The sequence below is a fragment of the Streptosporangium fragile genome (genome assembly GCF_039534445.1).
GTDB classification, from domain to species: domain Bacteria; phylum Actinomycetota; class Actinomycetes; order Streptosporangiales; family Streptosporangiaceae; genus Streptosporangium; species Streptosporangium fragile.
Map to the genome: position 1 here is coordinate 14,151 of NZ_BAAAVI010000087.1, position 16,268 is coordinate 30,418.

At 67.3% G+C, this 16,268-nt stretch carries 13 protein-coding genes and 1 tRNA gene; 4 read left to right on the forward strand and 10 right to left on the reverse strand.

Annotated elements, in window-relative coordinates:
• Positions 1 to 506: 506 nt before the first annotated feature.
• On the reverse strand, positions 507 to 2,567 hold the full coding sequence (locus ABD841_RS35785; RefSeq protein ID WP_344981029.1) for an AIPR family protein: 2,061 nt from the start codon (positions 2,565 to 2,567) through the stop codon (positions 507 to 509).
• Between the two features lie 580 nt (positions 2,568 to 3,147).
• Positions 3,148 to 3,882, reverse strand: coding sequence for an XRE family transcriptional regulator (locus ABD841_RS35790; protein WP_344981031.1), 735 nt, complete (start codon positions 3,880 to 3,882; stop codon positions 3,148 to 3,150).
• Positions 3,883 to 4,044: 162 nt separating this feature from the next.
• On the opposite strand from ABD841_RS35790, the gene ABD841_RS35795 reads away from it, so the two are divergent.
• From ABD841_RS35795 to ABD841_RS35805, 3 genes are all read left to right on the forward strand, one after another.
• Positions 4,045 to 4,389 (forward strand): hypothetical protein, encoded by a 345-nt coding sequence (locus ABD841_RS35795; RefSeq protein WP_344981033.1) that lies wholly within the window; start codon positions 4,045 to 4,047, stop codon positions 4,387 to 4,389.
• Between the two features lie 4 nt (positions 4,390 to 4,393).
• Positions 4,394 to 4,867, forward strand: coding sequence for a GntR family transcriptional regulator (locus tag ABD841_RS35800; RefSeq protein ID WP_344981034.1), 474 nt, complete (start codon positions 4,394 to 4,396; stop codon positions 4,865 to 4,867).
• 69 nt (positions 4,868 to 4,936) lie between these two features.
• Positions 4,937 to 5,494: an HD domain-containing protein gene (locus ABD841_RS35805; protein ID WP_344981040.1), complete on the forward strand. Its 558-nt coding sequence runs from the start codon at positions 4,937 to 4,939 to the stop codon at positions 5,492 to 5,494.
• Positions 5,495 to 5,512: 18 nt separating this feature from the next.
• On the opposite strand, the gene ABD841_RS35810 is transcribed toward ABD841_RS35805, so the two are convergent.
• The 5 genes from ABD841_RS35810 to ABD841_RS35830 form a co-directional block, all read right to left on the reverse strand.
• Positions 5,513 to 6,748, reverse strand: coding sequence for an SMI1/KNR4 family protein (locus ABD841_RS35810; RefSeq protein WP_344981043.1), 1,236 nt, complete (start codon positions 6,746 to 6,748; stop codon positions 5,513 to 5,515).
• A 586-nt stretch (positions 6,749 to 7,334) separates the two neighbouring features.
• Positions 7,335 to 8,297 carry a hypothetical protein gene (locus ABD841_RS35815; protein WP_344981045.1) on the reverse strand — a complete coding sequence of 321 codons (963 nt, stop codon included), beginning with the start codon at positions 8,295 to 8,297 and terminating at the stop codon, positions 7,335 to 7,337.
• A gap of 461 nt (positions 8,298 to 8,758) precedes the next feature.
• Positions 8,759 to 9,235: an NUDIX hydrolase gene (locus ABD841_RS35820; RefSeq protein WP_344981048.1), complete on the reverse strand. Its 477-nt coding sequence runs from the start codon at positions 9,233 to 9,235 to the stop codon at positions 8,759 to 8,761.
• Between the two features lie 2 nt (positions 9,236 to 9,237).
• Positions 9,238 to 9,978, reverse strand: coding sequence for an XRE family transcriptional regulator (locus ABD841_RS35825; RefSeq protein ID WP_344981050.1), 741 nt, complete (start codon positions 9,976 to 9,978; stop codon positions 9,238 to 9,240).
• A 1,282-nt stretch (positions 9,979 to 11,260) separates the two neighbouring features.
• Positions 11,261 to 11,333 (reverse strand) — tRNA-Arg (locus ABD841_RS35830).
• 1,292 nt (positions 11,334 to 12,625) lie between these two features.
• Here ABD841_RS35830 and ABD841_RS35835 point away from each other — a divergent pair.
• Positions 12,626 to 13,663 (forward strand): D-alanyl-D-alanine carboxypeptidase family protein, encoded by a 1,038-nt coding sequence (locus ABD841_RS35835; protein ID WP_344981052.1) that lies wholly within the window; start codon positions 12,626 to 12,628, stop codon positions 13,661 to 13,663.
• Between the two features lie 6 nt (positions 13,664 to 13,669).
• Here the strand turns inward: ABD841_RS35835 and mscL are convergent, their stop codons facing one another.
• The 3 genes from mscL to ABD841_RS35850 all read right to left on the reverse strand — a co-directional run bounded on the left by mscL (position 13,670) and on the right by ABD841_RS35850 (position 15,740).
• The gene (mscL, locus tag ABD841_RS35840; protein WP_344981054.1) at positions 13,670 to 14,074 is read right to left on the reverse strand and encodes a large conductance mechanosensitive channel protein MscL; all 405 of its coding nucleotides are present in this window, start codon (positions 14,072 to 14,074) and stop codon (positions 13,670 to 13,672) included.
• An 82-nt stretch (positions 14,075 to 14,156) separates the two neighbouring features.
• On the reverse strand, positions 14,157 to 14,762 hold the full coding sequence (locus ABD841_RS35845) for an SAF domain-containing protein (RefSeq protein WP_344981056.1): 606 nt from the start codon (positions 14,760 to 14,762) through the stop codon (positions 14,157 to 14,159).
• 168 nt (positions 14,763 to 14,930) lie between these two features.
• Positions 14,931 to 15,740 carry an S-methyl-5'-thioadenosine phosphorylase gene (locus tag ABD841_RS35850; protein WP_344981058.1) on the reverse strand — a complete coding sequence of 270 codons (810 nt, stop codon included), beginning with the start codon at positions 15,738 to 15,740 and terminating at the stop codon, positions 14,931 to 14,933.
• Positions 15,741 to 16,268: the final 528 nt, after the last annotated feature.

A 16,268-nucleotide genomic window follows, 5' to 3' on the forward strand; every position in this document is an offset into this window, starting at 1 on the left:
CTGTCCGATCTTCCAGTGGCTCGCTCTGGCGACGATCAGCCTTCGATGAGTCTTGAGAGCACGGCAGCAGTACAAGACATGCCCTGCGCTCTACTCTGGGTTGATGTACGCTGGCGCGGTTACCGCTGTTCAGGCGCGGGAAACTGCTCGACGCATAGTCCTCGGATGGCGTCCGCGTTCGCCGGCATGTCTAGAGGGCATCTGAAAGTCATGATCGAGATGTGCTGAGGCGGCGCAAAAGCAACAGGCAGGTCGCCGCATATGCGCTCACCGGCGTCGTGATCGTACCCGTAGTCACGTGACAGCCGTCGATGGCGGCCCACCCAGGCATAGGGTATACTCCACCGCCCAGCGCCGCGGCACCACTGCGATCCTGGGCATTTCGGGGAGCGATGTACCGTGCTTGACCAGGTGTGTTAAAGACCGCCGGGCTGGCGCACCACGATGATGTAGGTCCCGAGGCAGCCCCAACCCCTCTGGTTCGATACTCATGCCTCATGGATGCCTCACTCGGAGTTCCGCACCTGCTCAGCGAGTTCCACGAGGGACCTGCCCCGGAGTGACCAGTACTTCGTCCCCTGAACGGCTCCCTTCTTTCCGAGCGCTTGCAGCCTCATGTGCTCAGCAAGTTTGGTTGGTGAGTAGGGTTGGCCGTCCGCTTCCCAGATCAACGGCTTCGACCTGCTGTTGACCCATGTCGCCCGCCCTCGCCTCGGATCCTTTGCGATCCAGCTATTCATACCGGCCTGCTCATCGCCGAAGATGCGGAACTCAATCACGGCCCCTTCCTCGATCAATCCGGCGTCAACGAGTACCCCGACGGCCCGAGAACTCCGTTTCTTGACCTGGATTTCTGGTGGCGGTGTCTGCCCGTTGACCGATGCGATCACCGAAGCGGCCAGAGATCTGCACTTTTCCGGGTTCTTGAAGATGCTAACCGGGTAGCCGCCGAGTTCCTCCACATGACGCACCAACCAGGCGAGTACGACGGCCGTTCGTTCGGGGACGGCAGGCAGGACGGTCTCCTCCCAAAAGGACTGCGGATCGCTGATGCTGCCTTGATCCAGGCTCTTAAAGGCTATGTGGATGATGAGGGATCGTCCGTGTTCCGCGACTCGGGCGGTGAGCCCTTCCCGAAGGCCATGCCCTTCATCGAGGACGGCGCCCACGGCCCGATTGAAAACGACGGACCGCCAGACCCGATACACGCTGATCTTTTTAGGGAAAAGCTGATCGTAGGCGCTTCCCGGGTTCCTCTCCCAGAGATAATCGCCGCCAGCCTTCGCCTGCACCGTCAGTTCAGGACGTGCATGTGTGCACGCGAGCGCTTCCGCTGCCTCGACATTCGTACAGCCTCGTTCGCCTTCCGGCGCGTCACCGCCGCCTTTGATGACGTATGTACGGCGCAGCGCCCACGCGAACTCCTCCCGCAGACGTACCTGTACCTCGTCGAGCGCTGCAAGATCACGCCTCCCCACCTGGTTCTGTGTGTTGGTGGCACGAGTGATCTGGTCAGCGAATCCCTCTGGGCAGTCCTCCAGTGAGATCAGGCGGATCCAGACCCTCGCCACTCCGGCCTTGTCCGGCGCACGCCGTAATCCTTCACTGATCGCCGCAACCGTCTGCGCCCCGTTGACCACACTCGCGCCCTCCAGCTTGAATTCCCTGGGACCGCCGTCGGAGGCCGCATACTGCACTGTCGGACGGACCCGATCACACAGCACGGTGATCCCGTTGTTGAAGTACCAGAAGTCGCGGGGGCGTGTGATCAGCGTGTCCACAAGTGAACGATTGACCCCAGTCAGACCGAGCGACTTGCGGATGTTCTGCTCGAACAGGCTGTCCTCGTGGTCACCATACCAGCGCGCGACTTGCCCGACTGATACTGACCCGTAGTAGGCGAGATACGGCTCCTGCAAGCGCCCGGTGCCGTCAAGCGTCACAGAGAGATCGATACGAGCCGGCGCGGATTTCGCTCGTACCATTTTGTGAACGTCATGAAGTCCAAGGGGGCGGATGTCCAGGACCTCGTCCTCGGGCTTCGGCCCGTTGAGTTTCCTGGCTGCCGCCAACAGCGGCCTTTCAACGACATCCTCCATCTTCGGGTCACCCAGCACAACCAACATCAGCGTGATCTTTACAGAGGGGTCGCCCAGCACCGCGTCAACCCGCTTTTCCAGCTTTGCGAAGCGGGGATTGAAGCTGTCATACTCCCCTTCTAGTAGCAGGTCGAGCCCTTCCTTGAGCTTGAGAGTTGTCTCCTTGTCGATCGTCCCTTCGCCAGCCTTGGCCCACTTGGACTGAATCAGCCACACGTGCGGCTTGTCATCGTCGATTGCGACGGCATCAATGCCATTGTCGTCCCGTCCGTCGATCACGAACGCTGCCGCTTCTTCGCCCGAGCATCCTGTCACCTGCTGCGCGACATATGCGGCAAGCGCACGAGTCAAGAACTGGACTTCTCTCTGCGCTTGCGGCGCATTTACGGCCACATCAGTGAGATCGATCAGGCCGTCGAAGGACCTCTTCAGCTCCTCTTCGATGTGCCGAACATGCAGAACACTCACCGAACCTCCTCAGACTCGCGCGCGCCCACTCAACAGATCATCACATTGAGCAACCGAGATTTCTAACTGAGCGACTCTGTCAATTCCATCCCCACGAGAGGTTGGCGCGGCGTCGTGCGCGCCACGAAGCCCTCCACTCCAGATAGCTCCTGCGGGAGGCTCATATAGTAGGACTCAGCGTCCCCACCCCATCGCCGTCAGCGCTCACTGGTCGGGTTGCTGGCGGAAGGGTGCTGCTCAGGCGCCGCTCCGCGATGCGGAAGCTGATCTCTTCGAAGGTGTGATGATCATTGCGAGCTGTGAGATGTTCCAGTTGGAAGCGGATATCGCGCTCAATCTCAGTCGGTATGGCCACCTAACGATTGTCCACCAACGCTGACGCCCCTCGCCGCGGTCACTGGAAGACTTCCCTGGCTGAGATGTTTGCCTGGTAGGCATAAGCGCGTGGGCAGTGCTGGCCGCGACCGGCCGGAGAGCCGCAGCGCGGCCAGCAACCGCCCGACGCGCGGCGAGACGCCGAAGGCGGATCGCCCTTGAAGACGGACAGATAAGTTTCTTCCGATCTTGGTCGGGGTGCTCGTCAGGCGTCCTGAGCTACGGGCTCGGCGCTGGTCCATACGCGTTCGAAGCTGTCGAGGTAGGTCGTCGCCGTGCTGTCGGTTTCGCTGTGGGTGACGTAGATGACGGGCGCCTCGGGGGCTCGGGTGCCGTAGGCGTGGAGGTTGACCAGGAGGTCGTCGTCCGCGCGGTAGATGGAGTTGTAGAGCACCGTGCGGTGGAGGCGGATCTCGACGCCGTCGACGTCCTGGAGCGGCCGGTAGAGGGTGAGGGCGTTTCTGACGCGGGCGGCCATGACGTCGCCGCCGGTGCCCTCCTCGATTCCGCGGGTGGTCACGTGAGGGCTGTCGGGGTCGCCGAGCAGGATGCGGACTCGCACTCCGGTGGTTGCTCGGTCGGCCAGGATGCGCAGGAGTCCGGCGTCTTCGGCGAGGAACAGGCCGCTGTAGACGAGGATGCCGATCTCCTGGTTCGCGGATTCGAAGAAGCGGCGCCAGGTGTCGGCCGGTACGGCCCAGCGGTGCGGGTAGACAGCTTTGATGTCGTGGGAGAGGCCTCGGCGTCGGCGCATGTTCTCGGGCCAGAGGTCGTCCTCGTTGACCTGGAGGAGGTCGGCGACGGCCAGGCGGTGGCGGGGGTGGGGGAGGCGGTCGGCTAACCAGCGGCTGACGGTTTTGGGGTCGACGGTCAGCTGGGTGGCGATGTCGAGGGGGTGCAGTCGGGCCCGGATGAGGGCGTGACGAAGGTTCTCGTTCATGTGGATACCTCCCGTGACACGGTCGCTGCCTGGGACGTTAACATGAGACGTCCCTAGACGTCCCTCATTTGCGGTGTTGGAGGCAACCGCCGGAGACGAAGCTCGTCGGCACGGAGCCCACAGACCGGGGCTTCACCCTCCATGTCGATGGGAGCTCGATCGATGACCACCGCACGGGAGCGACAGCGCGCCCACCAGCAAGACCTTCTCACCGCCCTGGACGGCGAACTCAAGACACGAGAGATCACCACGGTGCTGATCGTGGACGGCGACGGCAACCCCTGCCTGGAGGTCGTCGACCGGCACTTCCGGACCCGGCGCGTGTACGTGCAGACGGCGTTCCACTGGTTCTACTGGAGCGACGAGCACGACGAGCGGGTCTCGTCCCTGCACCTGCAACCGGCGGCCGAGCGGATCGCCGAGGCTGCGCGGGCGGGCTGGCGCGAGGGTGAGCAGGGTACGCTCCGCATCGACCTGCGCAAGATCGCAGACGCGTACCGCTGCTGAGCCGATGACATCCGATGCCGGCAGGTGGCTGACCGGCGGGCGGGTCTATCGCCGGCTCGCCGACCCCCTGCGTGCCCAGATCGCCGCGGGCGAGTATCCGCTGGGCGGCGCGCTGCCGTCCGAGGCGGCCCTGGCCGAGTGCTACCGCCTGGCCCGGAGCACTGTCCGGCGGGGCCTGGCCGTGCTGGAGGCCGAGGAACTGATCATCGCGTTGCCCAGCAAGGGCCGCGTGGTCACCGACCCTGATCCGGAGGTGAGTCCGGCCTACCGGTATCAGGCGATCGCGGACGACCTGCGCGAGCAGATCCGGACGGGGAGTCTGGCGGCCGGCTCGCGGGTGCCGAGCGAGCTGGCGCTGTGCCGGCGGCATGGGGCGTCCCGCAACACGGTCCGCCAGGCGCTCGGTGAACTGGAACGCGAGGGCGTGATCGTGGTCCGGCACGGCAAGGGGCGGTTTGTGCAGCCTGCCCCAGATTGAGACGTCCTAGGACGTCTCGCCCCATACTCTGGATTCGCCACGGGGGGGGCGGCATCTATGGTGAACCGCATGGGACAAGCGGAGTGGGCGCGTGACCTGGCCAGACAGCTGCTGGAAGAGCCGTTGCCGCGTCGGTGGGCGCACACGCAAGGGGTGGCCGCGCGGGCCGAGTCGCTGGCGCCGATCCTCGGGGCGGAAGCCGACCTGCTGACCGCGTCGGCCTGGCTGCACGACATCGGGTACGCGCCGCAACTGGTCGACACCGGGTTCCACCCGCTCGACGGCACCCGCTACCTGCGCGACGTGCACCGGGCCGACGACACGCTCGTCCGGCTGGTCGCGCATCACTCGTGCGCGGTCTACGAGGTGACCGAGCGTGGCCTGCTGGACGTGCTGAACGAGGAGTTCGACCAGGAGCGTCCGGAGCTGGTGGAGGCGCTGACCTACTGCGACATGACCACCAGCCCGGACGGCCTCCCCCTGGACGTCGACGTGCGGCTGGCCGAGTTCCACTCCCGGTACGGCCCCGACCACCTGGTCAGCCGGTCGATCCGCAACGCGACCCCGTGCATCACCTCGGCCGTCCGCGCCATCCAGGTCGCGTTAGGGGAAGCTGAAGGCAGTTGAATCCCGAACGGTGATGACTCAGAGAACCTCCCATTCGAGTTCACCGTCGACTGGCTTGGGTTTCATGTAGCCGATGGAGTCGCCGGTCTCCAGGGCGTCCGCGGTGGCCTTCAGTAGGGCGTAGTAGGAGCGGATCCGGATTCCTGCAGGGGTGAAGTTCATACTGCCTTCATGATCGGTATCGCCGACGTCGCGCTTCACCGAGTCGATCACGAGGTGGTCACCCATCCCGTCGGCGCTGAAAGGGATCATCCGACCGTCCCACCACTGCATCTGCCGATCGGAGAACTCTCCCTCGACCACATCCTCGGCGTCGATCTCACACAGCTGTTGCCACGTGTCACGGATGCCTTGAATGCCCAAGTTCGCGTCACCCAGAAAGCCGAATGCCCACGTGTCCGTCAAGTAGACGGCTCCGTCGTGTCTCAGTAGCGAGGCCCGCAGGTCGTCGGGGAACCGTAGGCCCATGTGCGCCTCCGCCGCCGCGATCGTCTCGGCGTTTCCGGGCTTGCCGAGCGTGCGGTAGCTCCTGGGGGCGTTGATCTTCAGCCACGTTTCGATCCGGCGCCACTGCCGGTTCACGGCCCGTGTCACCTTCGGATTGATCGGTCGCACTTCGGGAGCGCCGGACTTGGGGTGGCAGTCCGCGTCGGGAGTCGGCCCGTAGTCCGGAACCGGTTCCTGCGCTTCTCCGTCCGGAGTGGGTTGCGGGAGACCATCGTTGTTTGGAGTGGACGTCCACCCGGTGTCGGCCACGAAACAGGTGGTGAGGTGATCCGGCACGTTCTCGGTGCATGGCCCCTCCCGAAACTCGGCTGCCTGCTCGGAAGCCTCCATCCCTGTCCCCTTGGAGAAGACCGCGGCTTCGAGGGCCTGCGTGCCGCCAGCCAGGAGAAGGAGCGCGAGCCCGGCGATGCCCCAGCGATTCAGACGGCGCCGGGTGGCTTCGTCCAGCGGTTCCCGTGGTGGGCTTCTGAAGAAGCCTTCGAGGGCGGTGCGGAAGGCGGAGGGCTTGACGGCGTAGCGCTTGAGATCTTCAGCCGTGGGGACACCGAGGACCGGGACCGGAGGCCACTGCGATACCGGTTCGCTCTCGGCCTGGGCTGGAGACGAGGTCTCGGCAGTCGTGTCGTGATGGGCCGGATCCTGGCGCGCCGGGCTCCGGCGGAAGCGCATGATGATCGCGATGATCACCGCCACTGCGGTGGCCGCAAGCGCGAGCTGTACCCCTCGGGAAGTGATCAATCGCCGCACGTCCGGCAGGGTATCCCGAACCATTCTTATCGGGTCGAAGTTTCGCGCCCTGATCCCGTGCGAAATGTGCGGAAAACGCTCCGGTCCTCTCCCGCGAATGGGTTTCTATCCGATGTACGGCGCCGCCTGGTCGACCAGGTAGTGGACGAGTCGGCCGGTCGATCCCACACCGCGACCCCATGCGTCACCTCGGCCGTGCGCGCCGTACGGGCCGCTTTGAAGCAGAGCCGAGACACGAGCGATCGGGGTCCGGTCCCCATGCGGCCGACGGCGCGGTGGTTTCTCCAAACCGCTGTCCCTGCGATCGGGAAGCATGGTCCAGCGCAACCGTTGTCCCTGGCGGGAGGCCGTGGCGGAACCGTCGGCCGCGTGGATCTACATCGGCCACCGCGCATGTGATCTTGCCAGGGAATCGATCACAAAGATCACTCTTGGCTGCTTTCTCCCTGCCCGGTCATGAGGCTTCTCGAAGCGAGAGGGAAGAGGAAATCGCGCAGGCGGGCCCGTCGTGGAGGGGAGCGTTCCTGCCGAGAGCTCGACCGCATGACCGTAAGGCGACTCCGGTTTCCGCCGACGATGAGGGCGCTCAACCCCGGCTGTTCAGGGTCGCCAGGTCCAGGACGTTGTAGCCGCCCGCCGTCTTCCAATGGAGGTATCCGGCATTGGAGATGCTCACCTCGTCCGTCGCCTGGCCCGGCAGGCGCACCGCGACACGTGTCCGGGCGTCGAGGAGCCATCCGACCCCGCCCTCGCGCCACGCCGCGAAGCGCCCGTGCCGTGAGATGTCGACGTTCTTGGCGCGCGGGCTCATGCCGGCGGCGGTGCCGTCACCGTACTCCAGGCGATCTCGGTCCGTGTTCACCTGGGCGATGTGCGAGGCCGGATCGGGAGCGCCGCGCCTGGCCCCGTCCGGGCCGTAGCGGGCCGGCGGTGAGTCGGTGAACTCCCCCGGATCCGATGAATTCGCCACGACAGGGGACCTCGCGAGGAAGGTGTCGCCCTCCCAGAGGATGTCATACAGTCCGCGCAGCCACAGCCGGGGAATCTCGTCGCCGGGGCCCATCCGGTAGACACCCACGTCTCCGGCGGCGCCGGTGACGCACCTGGAGAAGTAGAGCTCACCCCGGTGGAACTGGAGGTCGATGGGGTACTGCCAGGCATTCCCGCAGTACCATCCGGGACCGCCCCAGGTGTTCATCACCTCTCGGGTCAGGCCGGTGCGCATGTCGGTGGCCTCGAGAATCCACCCGCCCGGCTCGTCGTTTTCGATGAGTCTCACCACGCGCGTGTCGTGCGCCGCGGCGGTGGTGGTGTACGACTCTTCCTCCTTGTGGTGCCACACCGTGCTGCGGCCGGTGACAGGATCGAAGATGTCGACGTGGTCGAGGTACGGGAGGTACCGGGAGAACTTACGGACGAGGAGTCGCCCGTCGGGCAGGACACCGACGACGGAACGGGACATCGTGTCCTTGGCGGGGATCCACAGGATCTTGGTCCGGGGATAGGTCCGCGCGAAAGGCGTTTCGGCCTTCCGGATGGGAGAGGGCACGGGTGGGGGTGTCTGCGACGGGCCAAGCCGCTCCGGCGAGGCGGTGCCGGGGAGTGCCGTTGTGTTCGGCGAAGCAACTTCTCCGGAAGGGACGCTCGGAGCCGGTCCGTCGGCGACCGATGGCGGTACGGCAGGCTCGCAGGCGCAGACTCCCATGAACAGGGCGGCTGCCGTCATCGTCACCCTCATGCGGGGACGGCGCTTCACCCGCGTCCGTGCCGGGCCGGGAGATTCCCGATCGCGGCTCCGAAGGACACTGTCAGCGACGTCCGTGCCGTCGACACCGCGACTCGCTCGCCGTCCAGGGGCCACCCCGAACACCCCCGATCGCACTTTTTCGCAGCACCACTGACAATGTAAACGATCATCATCAGATAGGTGAGACGGTTGTCACGCTTGGTCGGTTTCTCCGGACCTCCGTAACTCTCAGCCGCGGGGCCGATCTCCTTCGGACGCGTGCCTTATCCGATGTGCGGCACCGCCCGGCCGGCCAGGTAGTGGCCGATCCGCAGCCGCATCGACCGGTCCATGGTCAGGGCCTCGACCTGATCGCGCGGCACCCAGCGCACTTCACGGGACTCGTCGCTCGGGGTCGGCTCGCCGTCGACGGCCCGGCCGGTGAGCACGATGGAGAACTCCTGGCGGGCCTCGCCGTTGCTGGTGTAGAGGATGACGTGACGAGGGTCGGTGTAGGTGCCGACGATCCCGGTGATCTCGCACCGGACGCCGGTCTCCTCCAGCGTCTCGCGAATCGCGGCCTCGGGCAGGGACTCGCCCAGGTCGATCGCGCCGCCGGGGACGGCCCAGTTGCCGTTGTCGGAGCGGCGGATCATCAGGATGTCGCCGGTGTCGTTGACGACCACGACGTTCACCGACGGTACGAGGCTGTTGGGCTCGGGGGCGGCGGGGTCGTCGTAGAAGTCGATGCGGCGGGCCATGGTCAGGAGTCCAGGGGCGTGGCTCCGGCCCAGGCTGTCTCGAAACTGCCGACGTAGGTGGAGACCATGTCGCCGCCGGCGACTTTGCGCAGGTGGAAGACGGGTGCGTTGGCGGCGGGCTGGCCGTACACGTGGGTGTTGACGAGAAGCTGGTCGTCCCCGCGGTAGATCGAGTTGTACAGCACGGTGCGGTGGAGCCGGATCTCCACGCCCGCGACGGCACGGAGCGGCCGGTACAGCACCAGCATGTTGCGGATCTTGGCGGCCATGCCGTCGCCGATGCCCGCGTCGGCGCCGCGCTGGGCGACCTCGGCCGAGTCGGGGTCGCCGAGCAGGATCCGTACCCGCGTTCCGGTGGCGGCCTTGTCGGCGAGCAGGCGCACGATGCCGGTGTCCTCGGCCAGGAACAGGCCGCTGTAGACGAGCACGCCGATCTCCTGCCGGGCCGCGGAGAACAGACGTCCCCAGGCGTCCCGGGGGACGGCCCAGCGGTGTGGGTAGACGGTGACGATCTCGCTCTCGGAGACGGCTGCGGCCTGGGTGGGGGTCAGGGCGTCCGGCCACAGGTAGGTTTCCTCCACACCGAGGAACGAGGCCACCGCGAAGCGATGCTTTCGGTGCGGTGTGCGGCCTTTGGTGATCCACCGCTCGACCGTCTTGGCGTCGACCTTGATGACCTCGGCCATCTCCACCACGGTCGCCCCTCGCTGCAGAAGGGCCGCGCGTAGCCGCTCGTTCGCCATCTCACCTGCCGAAGAGGGACCTCCAGGGACGGGGCAATCGTAGACCGGACGTCCCGAACATGTCCCGTCCTGTAGTGATCACCTCCTCACTCTTCGTCGCACTCTCGGTATCGCACAGCCACCACCTGCAGCGATCGAGAGGAGAGACAGCAGTGATCAACGACAACCGTCCGATCGACGAGACGCCCGCCTGCGTGTGCGGTGCGGCCCTGGAAGAGGGGCAGATCACCTGCCGCAAGTGCCTCGCCCGGGACCGGTGGTTCCGGCGCCAGGCGGCCAAGCGCAGGACGGGCAACGCCCGGTCATTCATGGCGTCGCGATGGCTCCACTCTGCGGCGCGGACACGGAAGACCGACACCTACGCTCTGCTCTCCCTGATCCCCGCCCTCGTCAAGGACCTGCCCGGCCGTGCGGCCTGCGGCACGCGGCCGTCTCACTCTGGCTTAACGCGGGCGTCCCGGCTACCGAGGTGGCCAAACGCGCGGGGCACAGCGTTGACGTGCTGCTCCGGGTCTACGCCAAGTGCATGGAGGGGCAGCAGCACCTCGCCAACGGGAAAATCGACAAAGTCCTCGACGAATGATCTAGCTAAGCTGGGCAGGCCCCTGGTTCCCCGGGGGCCTGTTCTCGTTTCAAGGCCGGACTGGCGGGGTGATGAGGTCGCTCCTGATCATTTCGTCGCTTTCGGCTGCGATGTTCGTCACGGGACTGGCGGATTTCCGAAACGGCGGAACATCGGGCCCCGGAAACCAGGAGAGCGGTAGGTGAGTAGACGGCGTTCCTCGAACCTCTTGCTGGTCATGGCACTGTTGGCAGTTCCGTCGATCAGCGCTGCCACGGCGCGGGATGGGGCCTGCGGCTTGGAGCCCTCGAAGCCTTCGGCTGCGGACATCGCGCGAGAGATGGCTGACTTCTGGTTTCAGCAGAATGGCCGACAGGAGCCTGAGCCGGAACCTTCTCTCACGCCGTATGAGGTCTATGGGGGCTATGCGCCGGATGGCAAGGCAGGAATGGTTGCACCGATCGGTGAGGAGGCCGTGTCTTTGCGAGACTGCTGGTTGCGTTGAACCGGGAGCATCATCGGTGCATCCGGATGGACGGCGCTTCAGGTCCTGCTGCGTTCGTAGAGGGCCGCAGGCTGCGGAAACATCCCCAGATCCATCCCGCGTACATCCCGCGACTGCTGACATGCGGCTGCCTACGGCGACACTCGGCTGCGTATGCTCGCTGAGCGAGAGCACGCTAAGCCCCAGGTCAGGGGCCTAACGGCTGGTCAACTAGGTGCCCCCGGCATGATTCGAACATGCGACACCCGCTTTAGGAGAGCGGTGCTCTATCCCCTGAGCTACGGAGGCAGGGACTCCTAGTAAGAGTAGCGAAAGTACGGAGTGAATGCGCGCCTGGAGGGGGACTCGGGGCAGGGAACGGGTTATCGGTTCGCTGACCTGCGGTAAAGGGGCGGCAAGTGGGGCGATGGGGTGGGGGAGGGCGTGGCTAGTGTCACGCTCCGTGATTCAGGGGCGACGGAAGCGCATCCGGGGGCATCGTGCTCTGCGGCCGGTGGTGCTGTGTGGGGCGATGCTGGCGCCCGCGCTTTTGGCCGGGGGGCTTCTGGTGGCTGAGCTCACCGGCTATGGCGCGGCCGTGCGCGTGGCCGTTGCCGGAGGCCAAGCCGGGGAGGGTGTCGGAGGCCGAGCCAGGGAGGGTGCCGGGGGCCGCGTGGGCATCGAGGCCGGTGCGGGTGCAGGAGTCGAGGGCCGTCCGGGTTCGGGTTCGGGTCAAGGAGTCGGGGGCCGTGCGGGTTCGGGTTCGGGTCAAGGGGTCGGGGGCCGTGCGGGTGTGGGTTCCCATGACGAGGTCATGGGACCGGGCGGCCTGAAAGGTCAAGGTGCGTCGGAAGGCCGGAGGAGTTCCGGAACGTGGGGTGACGCGGGGCTTGTGGGCGTTCCGGAGGCTTACGGGGGGACGGGGCCGGCGGGGCCGCTGGAGGCGGGGATGCCCGTGGCTGTGGTGCCGGTGGTGGTCGGGCCCGCCTGGGTCGGGCGTTTCGAGCCGAGGCCGGTGCCTCCGCCGTTGCGGCCCGACAGGGTCTACGGAGGCTGGATGCGCGCGGCCGGAGGGCCTGACGGGCGGCGTCCGGCGAATGGCGTCGCCTCGGTGAAGGATCCGGTGAAGGACCGTGTGCCGGGAACGGTGAAGGACCGCGTGCCGGGAACGGAAGCGGTGACGGAGCCATGGAAGGGGTCGTCGCAGGGACCGCGGCGGGAATCTCGCGGAGGGGCGTGGAGGGGGTCCGGGGAGGCTTCTCCGAAGGTGCGCAGGGCGGTGCCGCGGCCGTCTGCCGGGGCTCCCGCGCCGCGGCTGCGGCGTACGCCCCAGCCTGGGTCTCCGGCGCACCGGCCGGGGTGTCCGGGGGAGTGGCGGGAGACGTGGCTCTGGGAGGTCTGCGCGGAGCACGTACGGCAAGAAGCCTGAGTTGTCCGGCTCCAAAAAGGGTGTTCGGCGCATAACGGCTAAGGGGAGTCTGGCCCGGATACTCAGCTGGCTGTAGTAGCGTGCGTCCCTGGCCCAGGTCACGAGTTCGCAAACGGAGGGGACGAACGTGCCACCTCGTCGATCAGCGGGTCTGATCGCCGTCGTCGCGACGATGACGTCCTTGTTGCCGGGGGCCGCTGCCGCGCAGCGGGTGCCGGTGGAGGAGCAGAGTGTCGCCGTCGTCGCCGATCCGGTGAATCTCACCGAACTGCGTCGCGAGGCGGAGAAGGCCGCCAAAGACCTGGAGGAGGCGACGAAGGCGCTGGAGCAGCGCAGGGCCCAGATCAGGGACTCGGAGAAGGAGCTGTCCGCCAAGCTGCGCCAGTTGCAGGAGGCGGAGCGAGCTTTCGCCCGGATACGGCAGCCGCTGTCGGACCTGGTCGGGCTGCTCTACCAGCAGCCCATCGGCGGTGACGTGACCGGTTTCCTCTCCGGCGAGTCCGATGCGGACACCCTGCGGGCCATGACCGGCGTCACCCAGCTTGTCGCCGAGCGGCAGCGGATCCTCGACGACACCAGCCGCCTGCAGCAGGAGCGGGAGCGGCTGGCGGCCGAGGCGCAGGAACTCCGGGCGGCCAACCTCCTGTCGGAGGCGCAGATGGCCGCCGAGATCGAGACGCTCAGGGCGCGCTCGCAGAAGATCGTGAAGTCCCTGACCCAGGCCCTGGTGAAGCTGGGCGTCAAAATCGACAAGAAGGGGCAGCCGGCGGGCGGGTGCGACCCGACCAGGACGTCGTCGTTGACGGAGTTCCCCAACGGGCTCATCCCGCAGGCCTACCTCTGCCCGCTCCAGCAGAAAGGCAACGAGCTGCGAGGCGACGCCGCGCTGGCGTTCATCAGCCTCAACGAGGCGTACAAGCGGCGCTTCGGCAAACCCATGTGCGTGACGGACAGCTACCGGAGCCTGGCCGAGCAGCAGTCGGTCTACTACCGCCGCCCCGGGTTCGCCGCCGTGCCGGGCCGGAGCAACCACGGACTGGGGCTCGCCGTCGACCTCTGCGGCGGTGTGGAGCGCTTCCGGTCACCGGAGTTCAACTGGGTGGAGGCCAACGGCAAGAAGTACGGCTGGATCCACCCCAAGTGGGCTTACGTCAGCCCCTTCGAGCCGTGGCACTGGGAGTACGACCCCAAGCTGGGGTCGTTGCTGTAGGCGTCGTCAGTGGACCGGGATGACCTGGGCGGTGCACTGGGAGCAGCGGACGGCGGCCCTGGGAATCTCCGACAGGCACTCCGGGCATGCGCGGTGGGTGATCTCCGGCTTCTGGGCGAACCGGGCGGAGAACGCCTCGTACGGGCGGACGACCAGGAAGTAGATGACGGCCGCCACCATCAGGAACGAGACCACCGCGTTGAGGAAGGACCCGTATCGGATCTCCCCCGTGCCGAGTCTGAGGGTCAGCGCCGAGAAGTCGGGCTGCCCGCCGATCGCCGCGATCAGCGGGGTGAGGACGTCTCCGACGAACGAGTTCACGATGGCGGTGAAGGCCGCGCCCACCACCACCGCGGTGGCCAGTTCAACCACGTTTCCGCGCATCAGGAACTTCTTGAACCCACTGAGCATGGTCGCCCCTTGCTATGTCATTCACTCACTGTCCGGCTGTCCGGCCCGGCGGGGATTCTATTGCCCCCGGTAATTTTCATGGTCATCGTCGACGGGAGCCGATCGTGATGGAGAGACGCCCGCCGGCTTGGGCCGAGGCCAGCTCGATCGCCTGAGCCGAGGTGGTGGCCAGCACGACGAGGGCGCCCCGCTCGGGCTCGCCGCCTGGTGTGGCCAGGACCGTGACGTTCTGGGCCACGGTCCGGGCGGGGACGGAGCCGTCCCAAGTGGCGGGGGCGGCGAGCACGTTCACGACGTCACCGGGGGAGAGCAGCCGGGCGGCCTCGGGGTCGGCGACGCGGACCGGGGTGGCGACCGTCTCCGGGCCGTGGGCGGCCAGCAGGCTCGGGCCTAGCAGGCGGACGTCGGTCAGGGGTTCGCCACGGCGTACGGGGCCCGCCAGGATCTTCCCGGCGACCTGTGCCCCCGGTCTCAGCGCGCCGTCGGGGACCGTTCCGGGGCGCAGCTCGACCGGTTCCAGGTCGGCGGTGCCGAGCACGCCGCCGGAGAGATCTCTGGCGGCGGCCAGGACGGTCACCGAGGCGGTGTCGGGGCGTAGCGCCAGCAGCGCGCATCCCATCGCCAGGATGGCGACGGCGGTGGCGATGAGGCGGTGGCGGCGGCCGAGAAACCGGCGCAGAGCGCGCATGGCTGACTCCGGAAGGTGGGAGCCGGGCGGCGCGGTGCCCGTGACGGAACCCCGCCGGACGGCGGGGCGGAGAGGAACCGAGAAGAGGGACGAGGGGGAGAAGGCTGGAAGAGGGACGAGGGGGAGAAGTCTGAGGGGGCGCCGGCGGGGAGAGGCCGGTGGGGCTGTCTACTCGGGAAGGCCGAAGGGGAGCTTGAGACCGTCCAGCGCGTTGGGGCAGGGGCAGGTGCGTTCGTGGGGGAGGGCGGTGACGACATCGGCGACGAGTGAGCGCATGCGGGTGACGTTGGCGGCGAAGAAGGCGAGGACCTCCTCGTGGGTGACGCCCTCACCGGCCTCGACTCCTGCGTCGTGGTCGGTGACCAGGGAGATCGAGGTGTAGCACATGGCCAGCTCGCGGGCGAGGACGGACTCCGGGAAGCCGGTCATGCCGATGATCGTCCACCCGTTGGCGGTGAACCACCGGGACTCGGCGCGGGTGGAGAAGCGCGGCCCCTCGACCACCACCAGAGTGCCGCCGTCGACCGGAGACCAGTCGCCGGAGCGGGCGGCCGCGAGGGCGGCCACACGGCCGGCGGGGCAGTAGGGGTCGGCGAAGGAGACATGCACGACGCCACCGCTGTCGTAGTAGGTCTGTGTGCGACCGGAGGTGCGGTCGACGAGCTGGTCGGGGATGACCAGGGCGCCGGGACCGATCTCCGGGCGCAGGGACCCGACCGCGCTCGGCGCGAGCACCTGACGGACGCCGAGGGAGCGCAGCGCCCACAGATTGGCCCGGTAGGGGATGCGGTGGGGCGGAAAGCGGTGGTCGCGGCCGTGCCGGGGCACGAAGGCGACCGAGCGCGACCCGATGTGGCCGACGGTGACGACGTCGCTGGGCGGGCCGTAGGGGGTGGTGATCTCGATCTCTGTGGCATCGTCGAGCAGGGAGTAGAGCCCCGAGCCGCCGATGACTCCGATGTCCGCGCGAGTGACCATGGCGCTGACATTAGCGCCGCGGGCGATCCCCGAGGCGGCTGAGGCGGCACCCTGTGGATAACCGAGCCCCGGGAGTGATTGTGCAATCACCTGAGAAGGATCCGGGGTACGTCGACCGGGGACCGTGACGAATGTCCGGTACTCCCCGGGATTCCGGTCGCAGGGGGGAGCATCCCTCTCGCCGCCGGCGTGCTCATGCTCGCCGTGCCGCTGGGCGGGCTTCCCCGTCGGATGCTCGGCTCGGCGTCCGGCCGCCCGGCAGGAGACTGAACCGTCGGGCGGCCGATACGGAAGCGGCCGGCGCGGACCGGAGGCGGCCAGGGCGGACGGGGTGAGGACGGCCGGCTCGGACGCCGGAGGACCGGCGGGCGCGCCTCTGCCGCCCGACCGGCCCGGACGTTCGCCGTTCTCGTACCGCCGGAGCGTGAAACGGCAGGGGACGGGAACCGGATGGCCGCGATACCGATCCTCTCAGAGGGCGTCCGGTAGGGGTTTAGGCTGACGCGTCCTGTTTCGGGAGGGTGTTTC

Bases quoted from the DNA above. Each gene is read 5' to 3' on its own strand.
- ABD841_RS35790 (WP_344981031.1), bottom strand. From the start codon at position 3,882: ATGAACGAGAACCTTCGTCACGCCCTCATCCGGGCCCGACTGCACCCC.
- ABD841_RS35795 (WP_344981033.1), top strand. From the start codon at position 4,045: ATGACCACCGCACGGGAGCGACAGCGCGCCCACCAGCAAGACCTTCTC.
- ABD841_RS35800 (WP_344981034.1), top strand. From the start codon at position 4,394: ATGACATCCGATGCCGGCAGGTGGCTGACCGGCGGGCGGGTCTATCGC.
- ABD841_RS35805 (WP_344981040.1), top strand. From the start codon at position 4,937: ATGGGACAAGCGGAGTGGGCGCGTGACCTGGCCAGACAGCTGCTGGAA.
- ABD841_RS35820 (WP_344981048.1), bottom strand. From the start codon at position 9,235: ATGGCCCGCCGCATCGACTTCTACGACGACCCCGCCGCCCCCGAGCCC.
- ABD841_RS35825 (WP_344981050.1), bottom strand. From the start codon at position 9,978: ATGGCGAACGAGCGGCTACGCGCGGCCCTTCTGCAGCGAGGGGCGACC.
- ABD841_RS35835 (WP_344981052.1), top strand. From the start codon at position 12,626: ATGACGTCCTTGTTGCCGGGGGCCGCTGCCGCGCAGCGGGTGCCGGTG.
- mscL (WP_344981054.1), bottom strand. From the start codon at position 14,074: ATGCTCAGTGGGTTCAAGAAGTTCCTGATGCGCGGAAACGTGGTTGAA.
- ABD841_RS35845 (WP_344981056.1), bottom strand. From the start codon at position 14,762: ATGCGCGCTCTGCGCCGGTTTCTCGGCCGCCGCCACCGCCTCATCGCC.
- ABD841_RS35850 (WP_344981058.1), bottom strand. From the start codon at position 15,740: ATGGTCACTCGCGCGGACATCGGAGTCATCGGCGGCTCGGGGCTCTAC.